The following is a 20,057-nucleotide window of genomic DNA, read 5'->3' on the forward strand; positions in this document are numbered from 1 at the left end:
GCCGCCGGGCTCGACCTGCGACGTACCGCCGGTCCGATGCTGACCCCGTTGGCCGCCGTGGCCTTCTCGCTGGCCTTCACCGGATCGCGGAGTGGATGGCACGACGCGGGAGATAGCCGACGATCAGACCTCTGGCGACGGGCGGTCGCCTCGAATAGTGATGCAGCAGCCTCCATCCTCGCCAACCAGGTCCTCGCGGCTGTCGCAGGACGGTCGTACAAGACCTACGGCGTCACCCGGGCGGTGGTGTCAGCGTTCGCCGCTCAAGCCGTCGATCCAGCCGAAGCGCGCGGGGACAGCGCATTTGCCTGCTGGGACGCCGCCTTTGACGTAATCGCGCACCGCCTGCCGGGATCGACCCCGTACGACGACGCGAAGAGTTACGAGCCGACGTCGGTGCCATCCTGCCGGTCCGCCACCGACATCGCCCTTGCCCGCCTCGCGCTGGCCATCGTCGCGATGCCGGGTCGCGCCGACCGCCGCCGAGCCCTAGTCGCTGCTACCGTGCTGTTCGCCGCGCGACCGGCCGTGGCGCGGGCGGCGATCATGGAGATCCTCGCCGCGGATCTCGGTGCCGGACCGCTGACGTGGCTCCTGACCGTGGCCCATGACGGGCTCGGGGAAACCGGCGTCCCCGACGACCTCGCCGCTCGACTGACCGAGCTGACCCGCAGCGAACTGCTGTCCGTCCGAGCGCTGGCCGCCGCGGTCCTGGCGAAGGCCAGGCGCCCCGTTCCCGCTCCTCCCGCCACCGCGGCGCACCCACTGCTCGAACGAGCGTTCCGGGACGACCTCTCCGAGAGGCCCAATTCATCGACGACGTGCACGCGGCGGCGGGCCACCTCGTGGAGATGTACGCGGGGAAACGCCTGGCCGCCGCCGGCGAACCTACCGGACTGCGGGAGTCCACCTCCGCCCTCACCGCGACGGTGCTAAGCACGGACGCCTTCGAGCGACTGATCCGTGCTCAGCTGGGGCAACTCCGCCACCCGAGCAGCCGGGCAATTCCCGATGCCTACCTGGCCGACGAGGCTGCCGTGGAGGACGCTCTCCAACGCGCAGCCGCGGGGATCCGCACCGCCATGGCCAAAGCCGGGCACCTCGTCGATGCCCTGTCCTTCGAGCGCGGCGCCCTCCTCAGGCTCCACGAAGACTCCCGCCTCGCCGTCCGCGCCGAGCTCACGCGCGTACCGAGGCCCTCAACCCGACCCGGACCGCTAGCCTGGTCGGTGACCCCAGCCCCTTGGGCCACCGACCCGCGCGACGACAGCTCGTGGCCACCACCGGGCGCCGATGCGACCGTCGGCCTGCGCAGCCTGCCGGGAGGCTGCGCCGCGCTTGCCCACGTCGAGCACGGTCCGCGCGCTGGCTGGACTCAGATCGGCTTCATCGAAAGCCACAGCACACCCCCACGCCGCTACCCCGACCTGGCGGGCCGGCATGTGTTCGTCGCGTCCGCCTTGGAGATCGCCGACGGCGAACCACCCGAGGGGTCGCTGCCGTTCACCTCGCTGCCCTGGCGGCTCTGGACCGTGCTGCCGCACCAGATCGACCCGAGCATGAACCCAGAACGAGCGGCAGCGATCCTGTCGAGCGGCGACCAAGCCCTAGGCCCTGTTTAAGAAAGCGCGGCGGCGAGTGCTCGTAGCCAGATGTTGATCGTGGCGATGTGCATGGTGGCCTCGTAGCGCAGCGCCAGTTTGTCGTAGCGAGTGGCGAGCGCGCGGTGCTGTTTGAGCAGGTTGATGCCGCACTCGACGGCATGACGCTGCCGGTAGATCTGCTCGTCGAACCCTGGTGGGCGCCCACCGGCCGAGCCTCGTGCTCGCCGGTGGGCCTGCTGGTCGACCTTCACCGGGATCGTCGCGGCGATCTTGCGGCTACGCAGGTAGGCGCGGTTGGCCCGCGACGAGTAGGCCTTGTCCGCGAGCACCCGGTCCGGGCGGGTCCGCGGGCGCCCAGGTCCGGTCCTGGGCACTCGCAACGCCTCCAGGACGGGGATGAACTGCGGGGAGTCCCCGCGATGACCTGCGGTGACCAGGGCGGCGAGTGGTCCGCGGCCCTGCTCGCAGGCCAGGTGGATCTTCGTGGTCCAGCCGCCGCGGGAGCGGCCGAGCCCGTGATCGGCGGGTTCGTCGCCGGGTGGCTCGGCCTGCTCCTGCGGTCGGCGTCGGGCCCCGGCGGCGTGCTGGTGAGCGCGGTTGATGGTCGAGTCGACCGAGACGTCCCAGCGGATCAGCCCGCCGGCGTCGGCCCAGGCCAGCAGGGTCGACCACACCAGCGCCCACACGTTCTGGCGCTGCCAGCGCCGGAACAGCGAGTAGATCGACTGCCAGTGTCCGTAGCGGTCGGGCACATCGCGCCACGGGGCACCGACCCTGGTGCGCCACCTGATCCCGTCGATCAGCGTCCGGTGGGGCCACTTGCGGGGCCGGCCGCGACCCGACGGGGCCGGGAGCAGCGGTTTCAGGATCCGCCACTGCCGGTCCGTCAGGTCCTTACGTGCTCCGATCGATAGGCTGCTCAACGAGGTCTCCGGGCGGGCGGTCTTCTTGGTCGTTGATCACCTACCGGAGACCTCACCATGCCCGGGCACCGACACGCCGCCCGGGACCCGCTCGCCGACTTCGTAAACAGCTCCTAGTCGGACTGCGTGAGGAACGCGTACGAGTTGCCAGCCTTGGTGAGCCACCGTTCCTGCTCATCCCCGCCTTCGCCCTCGTCGTGGCACTCGGGCTGGTACCGACGCCGGGCATCAGCGGATTCAGCCTCGGCGATCGGGACGGGCCCGGCCTCGTGGGCCGGGTGTGGCGAAGCGACCTCGTCCACGACGGCGGCTACCAACCGGCCTTCCCCGCAGTTGATGGCGCCGACCTGTTGCTGCGCCCCGATCTCTTTCAGCGGCTCCAGCGCATCACAGGGGAGTCGCGGGCGCGGGTCGGGGTGTCGGTCAGCTACCACTCCGACGACGACATCGATGACAGCTCCAAGGAACAAGTCGCCGTCGTGGAATCGACGCGTGGAATGAACCACCGGCTACTTGGGACCAGAGCGGACACGCCGAGCTGAGCGGGGGCCCTGGTAGGACCGCTGCGGTCGCGACGGATCACCCGGTCCACCGACTTCCGGAGGCGGGAGCGCAGGTTCGAATCCTGCCGGGGGCACAGCGCAGGTTCTGGCCTCCGGCGGGGCGGCGAGGCCGCCACCGGCTCCCCGGACCCGACCCCAATACTCCGACGACCACGGCCGAACGATCACCCCGATGCGAACGTCGGCTCCCTGCGGTCAACCGAACCCAACCGCACCACACCGCACCAGATTCACTCGAACGGCACAACGATCGTGGAGCAGAACCCTGACCTCATTTTGCGCCGTGGAGCGACGTGCTCCACATTTGCTCCATGGTGAGACCACAGTGGACTCAGTCGTGATCATTTAAGACGATCATTCGAGGATCACCACCGTCAACGTATCCCCAGGTCAGACGCAGAAAAGGCGGCACCACCCGAAGGTGATACCGCCTGTTTCCGACCGTCGGGACGACAGGATTTGAACCTGCGACCCCTTGACCCCCAGTCAAGTGCGCTACCAAGCTGCGCCACGTCCCGGCCACCCCTTGCGGGGCAGGAAGAGCCTACCGCACCCCCCGGCCCGGTACGCCGGGGGTGTCCTCCCCCGACTCCAGGCTCCGCACCAGCGCCACGGCTTCCAGCTGCGCCCCCACGTCCAGCTTCGACAGCACCGCCCTGACCTGCGTCCGGACCGTCGGGAGCGACACGACGAAGTGCTCCGCGATGGCCTGGGCCCGCATCCCGGAGGCGAGCAGATCGAGCACCTCCCGCTCCCGCCGGGTGAGGGTGACGAGCTTGGACCGGACGGCGCGCTGGTGCTGTTCCCAGTCGAGGTAGCCGCGAACGAGCTCCGCCCGCCGCGCCGGGGGCAGCAGCGAACGGCCTGCCCTGGCCTCGCGGATCGCCGCGAGCAGCGTCGTCATCGGCGCGGATTTCGACACCCAGGTGAAGCCGCCGTGGTGCAGGGCCGCCCCGATGCGCAGCGGGTTGGAGCTGCCGGACAGCACGAGGATCCGCCAGCCGGCGCCGACGAGGGTGGGGATCATCGGGATGGTGTCGATCCGGCGCCCGTGTGCGTCCCGCCCGAGATCGAGATCCAGGACCAGCAGTCCCGGTTCGACGCCGTCGACGGCGGTGTACAGGTCGGCCATCGAGTGCGCGGGCCGGAAGTGCGCCTGTTCGCCGTCCCGGCGCAGTGCCTCGGCCAGTGACGCCCCGACCAGCTCGTGGTCGTCGACGAGCAGCAGGGCGCCGCCGGCCGGTGACGATGACACCCGCCCGTCCCTCACGCGGGCGGGTGTCATGTCAGGGCTCCCAGCGTGAGGAGTCCCCGTCCGATGAGCGCGGTGCGCCGGTCCAGCGCGTCGATCTCGCGCTCGTACTCGGTCGGCCGCGACCGCTGCTCCCACAGTTCCAGCGCCTGGCGCCACGCGACCTCGCGGGCGAGCACCACCGGTACGTCGGCGACCGCTCCGATGAGCTGCTCGGCGACGGTCCCGTCGAGCGCGTCGCCCAGCCAGCCCTCGAAGTGTTCGATCAGCTTGTTCATGTGCAGCGCGAAGACGTCGTTGACGGCCCGGTAGTCGGCCCGTTCGGCCGGCCCCAGCGCCGTCCGCCCCAGCACCGTGCAGGTCCGGACGACGGCGGGTGCGAGATCGAAGTTGACGTGCGCATTGACCCCGACGACGGCGTACTCCATCGGATCGATCCGCGGGTGCGACCGTCGTTCGAGCAGCACCCCCCAGGCGCGGGGCGGCGCGGAGCCGGTCGCCTCGGCGAGCAGCGCGCTGAAGTAGCGGCGGGCGAACTCGACGTCGAGCCGGACCAGGAAATCCCGGTCGGAGAAGTGGTCGCCGTCGAGCTGGTACCGGATCCCGCGGGTGATGTGCAGGTACAGGTGGTTGAAGCAGGCCAGCCCGTCGCGCTGCCCGTACTCCTGCTCCAGGATCTCCTGGAGCTCTTCCAGGTGGGCGATGACACCGTCGATGTCCTCGGGGGCGGTGGCGAGCAGCGCGGCCACCCGCGCGGGCCCGTCCGGCGGGCCGCCATCACGTCCACCCGGCGAGGTGTCGATCAACGTGGTCACCCGGGCCTCCTGGAGCTGTCGGCGTGCGGTTCAGCCTTGCCGACGGCCCGCGCCGGGCCATCGGGTGAATGCCCTAGCCGTGCACGGAGCGTGCCCCTATTCGGTCACACCGCGCTCCGGCACGTATCGGCGCAGGACTCCGGCGGCCTGCGTCCGGTTGCTGACTCCGAGCTTGGCGAAGATCCGGGCGAGGTGGGCGCCGACGGTCTTCGGGGCGATGAACAGCGTCGTGGCGATCTCCTTGTTCGTCGCCCCGCCGGCCAGCACCTCGAGGACCTCCAGCTCGCGATCGGTGAGCGCGGTCAGCGGGTTCTCCGGCGCCGGGTCGGTGTGCGGCGTCCGGTCCCGGATCAGCGGCGCCACGGTCGCCGGCAGCTCCGGGATCGGCGCCCGCGCCCGGCGGGCGATGCCGGCGATCTCCGCCAGCAGCGGTGCCGCCCGCAGCTCCCACGCACCGGACGCCGCCCGGCCCAGCTCGTCGGTCCCGGCACCGGCTCGGCGCGCGCCGAGCAGTGCCTCCGCGCTGCGCAGCCGTGCATACGCCGTCGGATAGGGCTGGCCGAGCCGTTCCAGCAGGTCCGCCACCCCGGCCCAGATGCCGGGATCGGCCCCGGGCGTGACCCGGGCGTCCTCGGCGGTGCACATCGCCTCGAAGGTCGCCAGGACCGCGCGCAGCGCCGGGACGGACCGGTCGCCGCGGGCGACCAGCTCACTCCGGTGCTTGCGCAGCCCGCTCGGGTCCGGCGCGCGTCCGGCGAGCACCGCCTCGGAGTGCGCCCGCGCGCCGTGCCAGAGCAGCGGGGCGTACGCCCAGACGTCGTCGATCCCGGACTCGACCACGTCGAGCCCCGCCCCGACGTGCTCACGCGCGAGCTCCGGACGGCCCCGCCACATCTCCAGCCCGGCACGCAGGATCAGCAGCGGCAGCCGCAGCTTGGGCAGCCCCGCCGAGCCCGCGACGAGCTCGACGGCGGCCAGGTCCTCCTCGGAGCCGTCCAGGTCCCCGCGCCCCATCCGCAGCCGGGCCCGCGCCAGCCGCACCTCGACGGCCTGGGCGCCCGCGGGTGCCGCCGCCCACGCCAGCGCCACCTGCCGCTCGGCATCGTCCCAGCTGCCGCGCCGGAACATCCCGTTCGCGGCCAGCGCCCGCAGCGACACCGCCGCCGTCCGGCCCAGGCCGAGCTCGGCCATCCGTTCGGCGCCGGCCAGCGCCTCGGCGACACCGTCGTCGAGCGCGTTCAGCGGGCCGGACAGCAGCTCGGCCCGCTGCTGCAGGCACTCCCCCAGCGTCACCGGGTCGCCGCTCGCCTCGGCGATCCCGACGGCCTCGGACAGTGCCTCGAGCCCGGCCTCGCCGTCGCGGGTGAAGGCCGCGCCGAAGCCGAGTACCGACAGCAGCGAGGCCAGCGCCCGCGGCTCGCCGACCCGGCGGGCCGGGACGAGCGCCTCCTGGGCCACCTCCCGGGCGGCGGAGAACTCGGCCTGGGCCAGCAGCGCCGTCGCGTACCCGGCGAGCACCTCCGCCCGCGCGGCATCGGTACCGGGCGTCCCGTCCGCGGAGTCCCCCGGCAGCACCGCGACCGCCCGTCGCGCGGCCTCCTGCGCCTCACCCACCTGCCCGGCGGCCATCAGGTAGCGGGCCAGCCGGGACCGCAGTACCGCCTCGTCCAGCCCGGTCGGTGCCTCCGGGCCGGACAGCCGCTCGGAGAGCAGCGCGACCGCCGACTCGTGGTCACCGGCGAGCTCGGCGGCGGCCGCCGCCTTCTCCAGGAAGCCGCCGCGGGCCGCGGCGGCGCCCGCGACCGGCAGCGTCGCCGCCCGCAGCCAGTGCCGGTGCGCCTCGGCGTAGCCGCGCAGCCGTTCCGCCTCCTCGGCGGCCGAGAGCGTCGCCGCCAGAGCCTGCGCCGGATGCCCGGCCCGCTGCCAGTGGTGGGCGAGCCGGGCCGCGCCCCCCGGACCGTCGTGGGTGGACAGTGCGCGGGCGAACCGCTCGTGCAGGTCGATCCGCTCCGCCGGGAGCAGATCCCCGGCGACGACCTCGGACATCAGCCCGTGCCGCAGCGCGTAACCGTCGTCGCCCGCGGCGACGACGAACCCGGCGTCCACCGCCTCCCGCACCGCGACCGCCAGCTCCGCACCGGGCCGGTCGACGACGGCGGCGAGCAGCGGATGCTCGACGTCACCGATCCCGGCGGCCATCGCCCGGACGACCTGCCTGGCGACCGGCGACAGACCGGCGGCCCCGGCCCGGACGAGCTCCCGCACGGTCTGCGGGACCCCGCGCGGATCGCCGTCGAGCACCGCGCGCACGGTCTCCTCGGCCAGGAACACGTTGCCGGCGGAGTGCGCCCACACCAACGGCTCCAGATCCGGACGGTCCGGCTCCCACACGCCGAGCAGCTCGGCGAGCTCGGCCCGCGGCAACGGCCGTACCTGCCGGAACGTGACCGCCCGGTGCCTGCGCAGCTCGGTGACCAGCGGCAGCAGCACGGCCGGGATGCCGCCCGCGGGATCGTCACGGTAGGTCCCGACCAGCAGCACCGGCTCGGTCGCGAGCCCGGCCAGCAGGTAGGCGAACAGGTCCCGGGTGGAGCGGTCGGCCCAGTGCAGGTCGTCGACGACCAGCACCACCGGCGACTCCCGGGCGGCCCGCCCGACCAGGCCGCACAGTTCGCCGAGCATCTCGACCCGGCCGGACGCCGACGCCCCGGCGCTGCCGTCGAGGTCGCCCAGCGCGGCGGCGAACGTCCGGGCGACCTCCCCGGTGCCGCTGCGGGCGTGCTCGCGCAGCGCGGACACCACCGGCCAGAACGACGGCGCGTCGGCGATGTCCAGCGCCCGCCCGGTCAGCACGACGGTTCCCTCGGCGACCGCGGAACGGCCGAACTCGGTGACCAGCCGGGTCTTCCCGACCCCGGCGTCGCCGCCGAGCAGCACCGCGGACGCACCGTGCGCGACGGCGCCGCGCAGCGCCGAGCGCAGCAGCTCCAGCTCGGCGGAGCGACCGTGGAAGGGACGCCCCGCCGGTGTGTCACTCACCGGGACAGGCTAGTGCCTCGTCGCAGGACGTTGGAGTCGGAATCGGTGGATCCAGGCGTTCGCTCGCAAGGCGCCGGACGGGCCCGGTACCGGGAGGTACTCGGCTCGTTCGGCAACGCCGCGAGCGGGCGGCTGGGCCGCCGAGTTCGGCCCCAACGTCCTGCGACGAGGCATCAGTGCTGGTGTTGTCGGTGATCCAGGGAGTAGCGGCCCTCGGCCAGTGTGCCTCGCGCCGCGAGGATGCTCAGCCAGGCGTACACCCGGGCGGCGGGTTCGCAGCCGCGGCCGTCCCACGGGTGCATCATGTCGGCGTACCAGGACGCCTCGGTGCACGCGTCGCCGACCAGCGCGTCGCCGCCACGGCGGGCGAGGGCGAGCACGCAGGCGGCGCGCACCCGCCAGATCCACCACCGCTCGAACACCGTCACGACTGCGCACTCGCCGGACACGGCGCGTCGGTTACGCCTGCCCCGGAGCGGGATCGGCCGGATCGAGGACCACCTTGCCGACCGCCGCGCCGGATCGGAGGTGTTCGAGCGCCGCGGGAGCCTCACCGAACGGGACGACCCGGTCGACGGTGGCACGAACCCGGCCGTCCGCGACCAGATCGAGCACCGGAAGCACGGCGGCGGCGACCGCGGCCCGCTCCTCGGCGCTCCGCACGCTGAAGGTCGTGCCGATCAGCCGCAACCGCCGGAACGACAGCGTGTTCAGGTCCAGGGTGGCGGCCGGACCGGCCAGCCGGCCGACCTGGATCGCGGTCCCGCCGATCCGGATCCCGCCGAGCGCGGCGGCGAGATGGTCGCCGCCGACCAGGTCGAGCACGACGTCCACCCCGGCGTCACCGGTCGCGGCCCGCAGCTGGTCGGCGAGCCCCTCCGGGCCCACCAGCGGGACCGCCCCGGCCGCGATGATCGCCTCCTGCTTGCCCGGGGAGGTGGTCGTCGCGAACACCGGATCGGCCCCGAGCGCGAGCGCCAGCCGGATCGCCACCTGGCCGACGCCGGTCGTCCCGCCCAGCACCAGTACCGAGCCGGAGCCGAAACCGGCCTGGGTGACCAGCGCGTCGTGCGCGGTCTCCAGCGCCACCGGCAGCGCCGCGGCGTCGGTCCAGGACAGCCCGGCCGGGATCGGGAGCGCGCGGCGGGCGTCGACCACCGCGTACTCGGCGAACGCGGCGGGCGCGCTGCAGAACACCCGGTCGCCCAGCCCTCGGCCGGCCGTCCCCGGCCCGGCCGCCACGACCTCCCCGGCCAGCTCCATCCCGGCGACGAACACGCCGTCGGGATCGGCGTGCGGGACCGGATAGCCGCCGCCGAGCGCGAGCAGGTCGGCCCGGTTCACCCCGGCCGCCCGCACCCGGACCAGCAGCTCACCCGGTCCCGGTTCGGGCGTCCCGGTCTCGCCGAGCTCCCAGCTCCGGGATCCGGGACGGCCGCCGAGCAGGGCGCGCATCGTCACTTCTTCCGCGGGCGCTTCTCGCGCACCCGGACCGACAGCCGGATCGGGGTGCCGCCGAAGCCGAACTCCTCACGGAGCCTGCGCTCGAGGAAGCGGCGGTAGCCCGCCTCCAGGAACCCGGAGGTGAACAGCACGAACGTCGGCGGCCGGGTCTGCGCCTGGGTGGCGAACATGATCTTCGGCTGCTTTCCGCCGCGGACCGGCGGCGGGGTCGCGGCGACCAGGTCGTTGAGCCACTGGTTGAGCCGCCCGGTCGGCACCCGGGTGTCCCAGGACTCCAGCGCCCGGCGCATCGCCGGGGTGATCCGCTGGGTGGCGCGCCCGGTGAGCGCGGAGACGTTGACCCGCTCCGCCCAGCGGACGCTGATCAGGTCCCGCTCCAGCTCACGGGTCAGCTGCTCACGACGGTCCTCGTCGACGAGGTCCCACTTGTTGAACAGGATGACCAGCGCCCGGCCCGCCTCGGCGACCATCGTCAGCACCCGCTGGTCCTGCTCGGCGATCGGCTCGGAGGCGTCGATCAGCACCAGCGCGACCTCGGCGGACTCGATCGCGGAGCTGGTGCGCAGCGACGCGTAGTACTCCATCCCGGACGCCATCTTGACCCGCTTGCGCAGGCCCGCGGTGTCGACGAAGCGGAACACCTCGCCGTCCAGCTCGACCAGCGAGTCGACCGGATCGACCGTGGTACCCGCGACGTCGTGCACCACCGACCGGATCTCCCCGGACAGCTTGTTGAGCAGGCTCGACTTGCCCACGTTCGGCTTGCCGACCAGCGCCACCCGGCGCGGCCCGGCGCCGGACGCGCCGAAGTCGTCGCGCGGGGTCTCCGGCAGCACCTCGAGCACCGCGTCGAGCAGGTCACCGGAGCCGCGGCCGTGCAGGCCGGACACCGGATGCGGCTCGCCGAGCCCCAGCCGCCACAGCTCGGCGGTGTCGGAGGTGAGCCGGTCGTCGTCGACCTTGGTGGCGGCCAGCATGACCGGCACGTCGGCGCGGCGCAGCACCCGGGCGACGGCCTGGTCGGTCGCGGTCGCGCCGACCGAGGCGTCCACCACCAGCAGTACGGCGTCGGCCATCCGCATCGCGGTCTCCGCCTGCTGGGCGACGAACGCCTGCAGCCCGGCGGCGTCCGGCTCCCAGCCGCCGGTGTCCATCAGCTTGAACCGGCGGCCGTTCCACAGCGCGTCGTAGACGACGCGGTCACGGGTCACCCCCGGCACGTCCTGCACGACCGCCTCCCGGCGGCCCAGCAGCCGGTTGACCAGTGTGGACTTGCCGACGTTCGGCCGTCCGACCACCGCCAGTGTGGGGGTGGCGAGCACCTCGTCCGGGTCGATCCCGGCCGCGACGTGCCCCTCCTCGTCGACGGCGAAGAACTCGGTGGGGTCGAGCCCCAGCCGGTCCATCTCCACCCGGTCGGCGTCCCCGACGATGTCGGCGCCGCTCCTGTTGTCACTCACCTGTCACTCACGTCCCGGCCGGTTCGATCCGGCCTCATAGCTGTCTCCGTTGCGCGGCCCGCCGCCGTCGAGCTCGCGGACCAGGGCCCGCAGTGCGTCCGCGACGTCCGCGGTCGCCGCCGCCAGCCCCTCCCGTCCGGGGGCGGACGGGATCGGCAGTGCCGCACCGACCAGCACGTCCACCGTGGGGCGGAACCTGCGTCCCACCCCGTCCGGACGTCGTGTCCCGCGCACCGCCACCGGTAGCAGCGGCGCGGACGCCGTCCTGGCCAGCCAGGCCGCGCCCTGCCGGGCAGCGGCGACCTCGCCGGTGCCACGGGTGCCCTCCGGGAACACCGCGACCACACCACCACCGCGCAGCACGTCCAGCGCGGCGGTCAGCGGCCGCCGGTCGGCCACCTCCCGGCGGACCGGGATCTGGCCCAGCGCCGGCAGCAGCAGCCGCAACGGCCCCCGGAACATCTCCTGCTTCACCAGGAACACCACCCGGCGCCCGAACATGCCGAACAGCAGCGGCCCGTCGACGAACGCGCTGTGGTTCGCGACGACGACCACCGGCCCCTCGGCCGGTATCCGGTCCTGATGCCGCACCCGGATCCGGAAGAACGGTGTGAAGATCCAGGTACCGAGCCATCGTGCCAGGTCGTGCAGCCACCCGATGCTGCCGGGGGTCAACCCGGACGGCCCGGCACCCGGTCGGTTCACCCGTCCAGCCCCCGATCCGCGACCAGCTCCCGCAGCCTGTCCAGTACCGCGTCCGCGGAGAGCAGGTCGGTGTCGAGCACGAGTGCGTCGGCCGCCGCGTACAGCGGTGACACCCGCCGCGACGAGTCCAGCCGGTCCCGGCGCTCCACGTCGGCGAGGGTCCGGTGCAGGTCGGAGTCCCGGCCCGCCTTCGCATCCTGCCTGCCGCGCCGCGCCGCGCGAACCTCCGGCGACGCCGTCAGATACACCTTCAGCGGCGCATCCGGCACCACCACGGTACCGATGTCACGGCCCTCCACGATGATGCCGCCGCCACCGTCGACCGCCGCCCGGATCAGCGCGTGCTGACGGGCGACCAGCTCGGTGCGGACCTCGGACACCGCGGAGACCGCCGACACCAGCGCCGTCACCTCGGGGCCACGGATCTCCGCGGAGACGTCGGCGCCGTCCAGCGTGATCGTCGGCGCGGCCGGGTCGGTGCCCGACTCGATCGACGCCGACGTCGCGGCCCTGGCCAGCTCCGCGGCCGGGGCCTGCTCACCGAGCCCGGCGCGCAGCACCGCCAGGGTCGCGGCCCGGTACATCGCACCGGTGTCCAGGTAAGCGGCCGAGCAGGCCTGCGCCAGCCGCCGGGAGACGGTCGACTTGCCCGTCCCGGACGGACCGTCCATCGCGACGACGCCCCGCAAGGCCACCTGTCCCCCACACTGTCGTACCTGTGATCCCGTGCCCGTGATCCTCCGGGCATTCTCGCCGGTCCGGTGTGGCACGCCCGGGGCGGGGTGTCCTACCGGGGCAGGTCGGTGCGCAGCGCCCGCGCCCCGTGCAGGTAGACGTGCCGCATCTCGGAGCGATCCTTCGGGGTCTCCACGTGGGCGAGCAGCCGCAGCACCCGCGGCAGTGCGCCCGGGACCGACATCTCGGTGGCGCACATCAGCGGTACGTCGGTCAGCCCGAGCAGCCGGGCGGCGTAGGCCGGGAACTCCGCGGTGAGATCCGGGGTGGCGGTGAACCAGATCGAGATGATGTCCGCCGGGGCCAGCTCGTTGCGCTCCAGGACCGCACTCACCAGCTCGGCGGATCGGTCCAGGATCAGCTGCCGCTCGTCGGCGTCGACCTGGGTGGCGCCGCGCAGCGCACGCACCGCCACCGCTACAGCCCCACGGCCTTGTAGAGCGCGCCGATCTCCACCCGGTCCAGTGGACGCAGCTTGCCCGGCTTCTGGTTGCCCAGCCGCACCCCGCCGACGGCGGTGCGCACCAGCCGCTGCACCGGGTGCCCGACCTCGGTGAGCAGCCGCCGGACGATGTGCTTGCGGCCCTCGTGCAGCACCAGTTCCACGGTCGCGCGGCCGGGCAGCGAGTCGACCAGCTTGAACGAGTCGACCCGGGCGAGGCCGTCGTCCAGCTCGATCCCCTCGCGCAGCCGCTTGCCCAGGTCGCGGGCCGGCATGCCGGACACCTCGGCGAGGTAGGTCTTGGGCACCTCGTAGGACGGGTGCATCAGCCGGTGCCCCAGCTCGCCGTCGTTGGTGAGCAGCAGCAGCCCCTCGGTCTCGGCGTCCAGACGGCCGACGTGGAACAGCCGCTGCGCCTCGTTCATCAGCTCCACCCGGTCGGCGAGCAGATCACCGATGCAGGGCCGGCCCAGGTCGTCGGACATCGTCGAGTGCAGGCCACGCGGCTTGTTCAGCGCCAGATAGACCTGGTCGTCGCGCAAGGTGATCCGGGCGCCGTCGACGTGCAGGACGGCGGTGTCCGGATCGATCCGGCGGCCCATCTCGCGGACGGTCACGCCGTCGACCTGGACGCGCCCCTGCGCGATCAGCTCCTCCGCGGCCCGCCGGGAGGCGACACCCGCGCGGGCCAGCACCTTCTGCAGCCGGACTCCGTCGGGGTCGTGTGTGTTGCTCATGTCCTCTAGCTTTCCAGGTCGTCGATCGCGTCGATGTCGGGCAGCAGCGGCGCCAGCGGCGGCAGCTCCTGTACCGAGGAGAGTCCGAGCCGTTCCAGGAACAGTTCGGTGGTGCGGAACAGTGTCCCTCCGGTGTGTTCCTCGGTTCCCGCCTCCTCCACCAGACCGCGGGTGAGCAGGGTCCGGAGGACGCCGTCGCAGTTCACCCCACGGACCGCGGCGACCCGCGCCCGGGTCACCGGCTGCCGGTAGGCGACGACGGCGAGGGTCTCCAGCGCGGCCCGGGTGAGCCGGGCACGCTGGCCGTCGAGCAGCAGCTTCTCGACGTAGGGGGCGTAGCGGTCGCGGGTGTAGAACCGCCAGCCCCCGCCCACCCGGCGCAGGTCGATGCCGCGGTCGTCGGCGGTGTAGGCGAGCGACATCCGGTTGAGGGTCTGCCGGATCCGCGACGGGGTCTGATCGAGGGTGGTCGCCAGTGACTCCTCGTCCACCGGGGTGTCGACGACCAGCAGCAGTGCCTCGAGGGTCTTCTCCAGCTCGGTGTCGTCGGCCAGCTCGGCGAACGACGGCTCGTCGGCACCGGGGTGTACCTCGTCGGGGTCCTCCTCGGGCTCGGCGGCGCCGGAAGGTGGCTCCGGGGCTTCGGGCGGAGCCGGGGCGCCGCTTCGGTCGTCCGGCGGCGGTGTGTGCGGGGCCGGTGTGTGCGGGGCCGGTGTGTGCGGGGCCGGTGTGTGCGGGGCCGGGGCCGCCGGTGCCTCGAGGTCACCGGGCGCCGGGCTGTCGGAGGCATCCGGTGCCGGGACGGCGGGCGGTGCCGCGGCTGCGGGTACGTCGGGCTGCGCCGGCTCGGGCAGGGGCGGCTCGGGCAGGGGCGGCTCGGGCAGGGGCGGCTCGGGCAGGGGCGGCTCGGGCAGGGCCGTGTCGGCCGGGACCGTCCGGGGTCGCGTGGCGTCCTGCAATGCCGCATCGGGCTGCGTCACGGCCGGGGGCACCGCGGCAGCGCTCGGCGCGGCAGGGCCTGGTGCGGCGGCGCTCGGCGCGGCAGGGTCGCCGGGCCCGTCCTCGGTCATCGGCTCGGCCGCCGTCCGCTTCGCGCCCGCGTGCGGGCTGCGCGGCACCGTGCGGCCGATCAGGCGCATCAGCTCGGACGGGTCCTCCGGGTCGTCGGACCCCGGCCGGTCGTCCGGCTCAGCCACCGGTCGTCCCGGTCCCCTCGCGATCGGGCCCCGTGCCGTCGCGCGGGCCGGGGCCGGCAGCCCGGTCCGGCTCGGCAGCATGATCCGGGCCGTCGGGGCCGGGGCCGACGTACGGGGCGGAGCCGTCCGGATCCGAGCCGTCCGGGTCGGATCCGGACAGATCGGCGTCGTACAGATCGGCGTCGTGCAGATCGGCACCGTCAGGATCGGCGTCGCCCGAGGCCGATGCCGAGTCGGAGTCCGGGTCGACGTCGCCCGGACCGGAATCGTCGGAGTCGGAGTCGGAGTCCTCGGAGCCGGAGTCCAGATCCGAGCCCTCCAGCTCGGAGTCCTCCGGATCCGAGCCGTCCGAATCCGAGCCGTCCGAATCCGAACCCCCCGGATCCGCCGCGTCGTCCGCAACCGCCTCGTCGACCCGGTTCTTCTTCCGCCGCCGCTTGTTCCTGGCCTGTACCGCCTCCTCCGCCGCGGCCCGCTCGTCCTCCAGCGCGGCCGCGTAGGCGACCGGGTCGTCGGTGCGGTCGGCGGTCCAGGTGACGGTCAGATCGGCGAACGGCTCCGGCTGCTCCAGCGCGACCGAACGCTCCCGGTACAGCTCCAGCAGCCCCATGAACCGGGCGATGACCTCCAGCGTGCCGACACAGTCCGCGGTGAGCTCGGCGAAGGTGGCCGTCCCGACCACGGCGAGCCGCTCGCGCAGCAGCTGGGTGTGCTCGGCGACCGACACGTGCACCGCGTGCAGGTGGTCGACACCGACCTCCTCCGGCGGTCTCGGCCGGAACACGGCGGCGGCGAGCTCGGCGAATGCGTTCGCGTCGACCCCGAGCAGCACCTCGGGCAGCAGCTCGGCGTACCGGTCCTCGAGCGACACCGACCGCGGGAACCGGCGCATCGCACCGTTCTCCAGCTCGACGAACAGCTGCGCCGCCTGCTTGTAGGCGCGGTACTGCAGCAGCCGGGCGAACAGCAGGTCACGGGCCTCGAGCAGGGCGAGGTCCTCGTCGTCCTCGACCTCGGCGCCGGGCACCAGGCGGGCGGCCTTCAGGTCGAGCAGGGTCGCCGCGACGACCAGGAACTCGGTGGTCTCGTCGAGATCGGCGTCGTCGCCGAGATAGGCCAGGTGCGCGATGAAGTCGTCGGTGACCTTGTGCAACGCCATCTCGGTGACGTCGAGCTCGTGCTTGCCGATGAGCTGCAGCAGCAGGTCGAACGGGCCCTCGAAGTTCTTCAGGCGCACCGTGAAGCGCCGTGACCGCGGTGCGGCGACGTCGCCGTCGTCCAGGTTCTCCGGGACGGGCCCACCCGGGCCGTCGGCCAGCAGCGTCACCGGGCGATGACCTCCCGGGCCAGCATCCGGTACGACGCGGCCGCGGACGACGTCGGCGCCCACACCGTGATCGGCTCACCCGCGACGGTGGTCTCCGGGAACTTGATCGTCCGGTTGATGACGGCGTCGAACACCTTCTCCCCGAACGCCTCGACCACCCGGTCGTGCACCTCCTTGGTGTGCAGCGTGCGGGTGTCGAACATGGTCGCCAGCACGCCGAGCAGCCGCAGGTCCGGATTGAGCCGGTCGGTGACCTTGTCGATCGTGTCCATCAGCAGCGCGACCCCGCGCAGCGAGAAGAACTCACACGCCAGCGGGATCAGCACCTCGTCGGCGCAGGACAGCGCGTTGATGGTGAGCAGGCCGAGCGAGGGCTGGCAGTCGATGAGGACGACGTCGTAGTCGGGCAGGAACCGCTTCAGCGACCGCCCGAGCGCCTGCTCCCGGCCGACCTCGGTGACCAGCTGCACCTCGGCGGCGGACAGGTCGATGTTGGACGGCAGCAGGTCCATGTTCTCGACGCCGGTGTCCTGCAGCACCTCGTCGGCCTCGACGCCGCGCTCCATCAGCAGGTTGTAGACCGTCGCCTCGAGCTGGTGCGGCTGCACACCGAGCCCCACCGACAGCGCACCCTGCGGGTCGAAGTCGACGAGCAGCACCTTGCGGCCGTACTCGGCGAGCGCGGCACCGAGGTTGATGGTGGACGTCGTCTTGCCGACGCCGCCCTTCTGGTTCGCCACGGCGATCACCCGGGCCGGGCCGTGCACGGTCAGCGGCGCCGGTTCCGGCGCACGGCTGCTGGTGCGGGGAATGCCTCGCCCCGGGGTCGGCGACGACTCGTCGGCCGAGTCGTCGTGCCGGTCCTGGGGTTCCGGCCGCGTCGGGTTCATGCGGTCTCCGGTCTCGTCGTGGGGTGCGTACCGAGTCCTGGGTCAACTGCACTGATCCGGACCCGCACTGTAGGAACCGCCCCCACGTGCGGCAACACGCCTCGCCGTGCACCTCGCGAACTGATATCGCAACCTTACCCGCGCAACGTGGCGGTTCCCCGGCGCCCGGGCCCGGCGTGTCGCCGTGCACCTCAGCCCGGCAGGACCGACACGCTCCCGGCCGTGCTGCGCGCGTTGATGCGGTGGTCGGCGCCCGGCTGGTCGGGGACCTCGACGGTGCTGCTGCCCGCGGTCGTCTCGGCGGTGACCCAGTAGGCGGGCCCGATCGGCACCCGGATCTCCACCGCCCCGGCCGTCGACTCCGCGTCCACCTCCGGGGGCGCCTCGGCGAAGCGGAGATCGACCTCACCCGCCGTGGACGACGCGGTGACCGAACCCGGGCCGAGACCGGTGCCGGTGACCCCACCGGCGCTGGTCCGGACGTCCTGCTCGCCGGTCAGGCCGGAGACCTCGATCCCGCCGGCGGACAGCTCCACCCTGGAGGACGCCTCGGCCGGCACGGTGACCACCAGACCCGCCTGGCAACGGTCGGTACCGGAGCCCGGGCAGCGTGCGGTGATCCGCAGGATGTCGCCGTCGAGCCGGTGATCGACCTGCGGCTTCGCGTCCCCGGTCCAGCGCAGGTCCTGCGCGACCGAGGACTCCGCACCGGCGACCAGCCGCACCGAACCCGCATCCGAGTCGATCTCGACCCGGGAGACGGCGCCGTCGATCCGGTCGTCGACGTTCTCCTGCTGCTCGGGTCCGCTGCTGCCGCACCCGGCCATCACCAGGCACGCCACGACCCCGACGACCCACACTCCGTATCGCATCGGTTCCGGAAGGTAGTCCCCTCGCCGACGGTCCCCGCCGCCGGGTCGGGTGATCACGAATCGGGAACCGAGGCGCTCGGTCACCGAACGTCCTGGTTCCCGATTCGTGATCAGCCGGCCCGGCGCAGCGCCTGCCGGATCTGGGCGAGGACCCGGCCGGGCGCGGTGTCCAGGTCGTGCCAGGTCACCCGCAGCACCGTCCAGCCGGCGTTGGCGAGCTCGTTGCCCTTGCGGCGGTCGTTGCGGAACCGGACGACGTCGCTGTGCCAGGCCCAGCCGTCGAACTCGACGCCGAGCCGGATCGCCGGGAACGCGAGATCCAGCTCGTAGGGGCCGATCCGGTGGCCGAGCACCCACCCGTCGATACCGGCGGCGCGGAGCAATCGGACCAGCCGGCGTTCCGCACCCGACCCGGCCCGATCGGCCGCGGCGACGAGCAGCTCCCGGGCCCGGTGGGCGCCGGTGGCCCCGGCCATCCGGCACCAGGCGGTGTGCAGCGCATCGAAGGTGACCCATCGTTGCAGGGCCCGGTCGAGCAGTGCCGCTCCGTCGTCAAGGACGGCCGCGGTCTCCAGCACCGTCAGCGGGCGGCCGGTGACCCCGAGACCGTGACGCAGCACCCGGTCGGCGGGATCGAGATCGCGCCGCCGCACCCGGACCGCGGGCCGCGCCCGCCGGCGTCTGCTCCGGGGCACCGTGACGTCGACGACCGCGGGCACCGCGTCGAGCATCCCCCACCACCACGCCGCCGCCGGTCCGGACACCACGCCCCCGGACCACAGCCCGGCCGCGCGTATCCGGGCCCGCGGCCCGTACCGGTGCCCGCGGTCGTGGAACACGCCCGGGAAGGGCGCCGACCACCGCCCGGCCGCGATCCGCCGCCGGGCGGCCTGCGCCGAGATCCCGCACGCCCCGGCCTGGGCGGCGGTGAGCACGCCGTCCTGTTCCCGCAGCACCCGTGCCGGATCCATCCCCCGACCCTGCCCACCCCTCCCAGGGCCCGGCCCGGATCCGGCGCAACCGTTCGCGCCCGCGAACCCGGGTGATCACGGATCGGGAACCGGGACGTTCGGTGACCGACGCATCCGGTTCCCGATCCGTGATCAGCCGCGGGCGCGCGGATGTGCGGTGGCGTAGACCTCGCGCAGCGTGTCCACCGTGACGTGGGTGTAGACCTGGGTCGTCGCGACCGAGGAGTGCCCGAGCAGCTCCTGCACCACGCGCACGTCCGCCCCGCCGGAGAGCAGATGCGTCGCGAAGCAGTGCCGCAGGGTGTGCGGGGACACCGACGCCACCACCGCCTGCTCCAGCCCGGACGCCTCGGCGGCCCCGCGCAGCACGTGCCACGCGCTCTGCCGGGACAGTCGGGCGCCACGGGCGTTGAGCAGCAGCGCCGGGCTCCCGGCGCCGCGGGTGGCCAGGTCCGGACGAGCGCGCACCCGGTAGGCGTCGACGGCGGCCAGCGCCGGCCGTCCGACCGGCACGATCCGCTGCTTGTTCCCCTTGCCGTGCAACAGGATCGTTCGGGCGTCGGGATCGAGGTCGTCGAGATCGGCGCCGACGATCTCGGAGATCCGGGCGCCGGTGGAGTAGAGCAGCTCCAGCAGCGCCCGGTCCCGCAGCCCGATCGGCCCGTCGGACACGCAGCCGGCGAGGAGCTGGTCGACCTGGTCCACCGAGAGCGCCTTCGGCAGCCGGGACGGCAGCGACGGTGGTGCGACGGCGGCCGCGACGTCGGCCGGGACGATCCCCTCCCGGACGGCGAACCGGTGCAGCCCGCGCACCGCCGCCAGCGCCCGCGCCGTCGAGGACGCCGCGAGCGGCCGCTCCCCGGTCCGCAGCGCCGTCACGAACGCCGACACGTCGGCCTCGCGCACCGCGGCGATATCGCTCCGGCCCGCCGACGCCAGGTGCTCGGTGTAGCGGTCCAGGTCGAGCCGGTACGAGCGCAGCGTGTTCTGCGCCCGCCCGCGCTCGACGGCGAGATGCCCGAGATAGTCCTCGACGACCTGCTCCGGCGACGGCACCACCGG

18 protein-coding genes, 2 tRNA genes and 1 pseudogene are annotated in these 20,057 nt (G+C 73.6%); 3 read left to right on the top strand and 18 right to left on the bottom strand.

The window, feature by feature from the left end; genetic code table 11:
* Window positions 1–1,037: 1,037 nt before the first annotated feature.
* Window positions 1,038–1,622: a hypothetical protein gene (locus Pdca_RS19885; RefSeq protein ID WP_125911484.1), complete on the top strand. Its 585-nt coding sequence runs from the start codon at window positions 1,038–1,040 to the stop codon at window positions 1,620–1,622.
* Here the strand turns inward: Pdca_RS19885 and Pdca_RS19890 are convergent.
* Window positions 1,619–2,527, bottom strand: coding sequence for an IS5 family transposase (locus Pdca_RS19890; protein ID WP_085916390.1), 909 nt, complete (start codon window positions 2,525–2,527; stop codon window positions 1,619–1,621). The genes Pdca_RS19885 and Pdca_RS19890 overlap by 4 nt on opposite strands.
* Before the next feature lie 197 nt (window positions 2,528–2,724).
* Here Pdca_RS19890 and Pdca_RS19895 point away from each other — a divergent pair, with 197 nt between their 5' ends.
* Both Pdca_RS19895 and Pdca_RS35675 read left to right on the top strand, forming a co-directional pair.
* Window positions 2,725–3,069 (top strand): hypothetical protein, encoded by a 345-nt coding sequence (locus Pdca_RS19895; RefSeq protein WP_125911485.1) that lies wholly within the window; start codon window positions 2,725–2,727, stop codon window positions 3,067–3,069.
* Between the two features lie 6 nt (window positions 3,070–3,075).
* Window positions 3,076–3,164 (top strand) — tRNA-Arg (locus Pdca_RS35675).
* A gap of 370 nt (window positions 3,165–3,534) precedes the next feature.
* Here Pdca_RS35675 and Pdca_RS19900 read toward each other — a convergent pair.
* The 17 genes and pseudogenes from Pdca_RS19900 to Pdca_RS19980 form a co-directional block, all read right to left on the bottom strand.
* Window positions 3,535–3,608: transfer RNA gene (locus tag Pdca_RS19900), tRNA-Pro, on the bottom strand.
* 26 nt (window positions 3,609–3,634) lie between these two features.
* Window positions 3,635–4,345, bottom strand: coding sequence for a response regulator transcription factor (locus tag Pdca_RS37600; RefSeq protein ID WP_269462805.1), 711 nt, complete (start codon window positions 4,343–4,345; stop codon window positions 3,635–3,637).
* Window positions 4,346–4,371: 26 nt separating this feature from the next.
* Window positions 4,372–5,157, bottom strand: a complete 786-nt coding sequence (locus Pdca_RS19910; RefSeq protein ID WP_085916358.1) for a DUF5995 family protein — start codon at window positions 5,155–5,157, stop codon at window positions 4,372–4,374.
* 96 nt (window positions 5,158–5,253) lie between these two features.
* On the bottom strand, window positions 5,254–8,196 hold the full coding sequence (locus Pdca_RS19915) for a helix-turn-helix transcriptional regulator (RefSeq protein ID WP_085916357.1): 2,943 nt from the start codon (window positions 8,194–8,196) through the stop codon (window positions 5,254–5,256).
* 173 nt (window positions 8,197–8,369) lie between these two features.
* A complete protein-coding gene (locus tag Pdca_RS19920; RefSeq protein ID WP_125911486.1) occupies window positions 8,370–8,624 on the bottom strand; it encodes a hypothetical protein in 255 nt (84 codons plus the stop codon).
* A 31-nt stretch (window positions 8,625–8,655) separates the two neighbouring features.
* Window positions 8,656–9,651, bottom strand: a complete 996-nt coding sequence (locus Pdca_RS19925) for a quinone oxidoreductase family protein (RefSeq protein ID WP_085916355.1) — start codon at window positions 9,649–9,651, stop codon at window positions 8,656–8,658.
* Window positions 9,652–9,653: 2 nt separating this feature from the next.
* Window positions 9,654–11,066, bottom strand: coding sequence for a ribosome biogenesis GTPase Der (der, locus tag Pdca_RS19930; protein ID WP_174824334.1), 1,413 nt, complete (start codon window positions 11,064–11,066; stop codon window positions 9,654–9,656).
* Window positions 11,067–11,123: 57 nt separating this feature from the next.
* Window positions 11,124–11,825, bottom strand: a complete 702-nt coding sequence (locus Pdca_RS19935) for a lysophospholipid acyltransferase family protein (RefSeq protein ID WP_085916354.1) — start codon at window positions 11,823–11,825, stop codon at window positions 11,124–11,126.
* A complete protein-coding gene (gene cmk, locus Pdca_RS19940; RefSeq protein ID WP_085916365.1) occupies window positions 11,822–12,496 on the bottom strand; it encodes a (d)CMP kinase in 675 nt (224 codons plus the stop codon). The genes Pdca_RS19935 and cmk overlap by 4 nt, the downstream gene beginning before the upstream one ends.
* A 116-nt stretch (window positions 12,497–12,612) precedes the next feature.
* Window positions 12,613–12,975, bottom strand: coding sequence for a chorismate mutase (aroH, locus tag Pdca_RS19945; RefSeq protein WP_085916353.1), 363 nt, complete (start codon window positions 12,973–12,975; stop codon window positions 12,613–12,615).
* A 2-nt stretch (window positions 12,976–12,977) separates the two neighbouring features.
* Window positions 12,978–13,739: a pseudouridine synthase gene (locus Pdca_RS19950; RefSeq protein WP_085916352.1), complete on the bottom strand. Its 762-nt coding sequence runs from the start codon at window positions 13,737–13,739 to the stop codon at window positions 12,978–12,980.
* 5 nt (window positions 13,740–13,744) lie between these two features.
* On the bottom strand, window positions 13,745–14,593 hold the full coding sequence (scpB, locus tag Pdca_RS38060) for an SMC-Scp complex subunit ScpB (RefSeq protein WP_197720091.1): 849 nt from the start codon (window positions 14,591–14,593) through the stop codon (window positions 13,745–13,747).
* A 799-nt stretch (window positions 14,594–15,392) separates the two neighbouring features.
* Window positions 15,393–16,253 (bottom strand): annotated as a pseudogene (locus Pdca_RS37025) (segregation and condensation protein A); the annotation flags it as partial.
* A 5-nt stretch (window positions 16,254–16,258) separates the two neighbouring features.
* Complete coding sequence (locus tag Pdca_RS19965) at window positions 16,259–17,152, bottom strand: ParA family protein (RefSeq protein WP_085916351.1); 894 nt, start codon at window positions 17,150–17,152, stop codon at window positions 16,259–16,261.
* 191 nt (window positions 17,153–17,343) lie between these two features.
* Window positions 17,344–18,024, bottom strand: a complete 681-nt coding sequence (locus tag Pdca_RS19970) for a DUF4097 family beta strand repeat-containing protein (RefSeq protein WP_125911487.1) — start codon at window positions 18,022–18,024, stop codon at window positions 17,344–17,346.
* Window positions 18,025–18,134: 110 nt separating this feature from the next.
* Window positions 18,135–18,995 carry an endonuclease domain-containing protein gene (locus Pdca_RS19975; protein ID WP_085916349.1) on the bottom strand — a complete coding sequence of 287 codons (861 nt, stop codon included), beginning with the start codon at window positions 18,993–18,995 and terminating at the stop codon, window positions 18,135–18,137.
* 132 nt (window positions 18,996–19,127) lie between these two features.
* Window positions 19,128–20,054, bottom strand: coding sequence for a site-specific tyrosine recombinase XerD (locus Pdca_RS19980; RefSeq protein ID WP_373865513.1), 927 nt, complete (start codon window positions 20,052–20,054; stop codon window positions 19,128–19,130).
* Between the last annotated feature and the right edge of the window lie 3 nt (window positions 20,055–20,057).

It is taken from the genome of Pseudonocardia autotrophica, from assembly GCF_003945385.1.
GTDB lineage: Bacteria > Actinomycetota > Actinomycetes > Mycobacteriales > Pseudonocardiaceae > Pseudonocardia > Pseudonocardia autotrophica.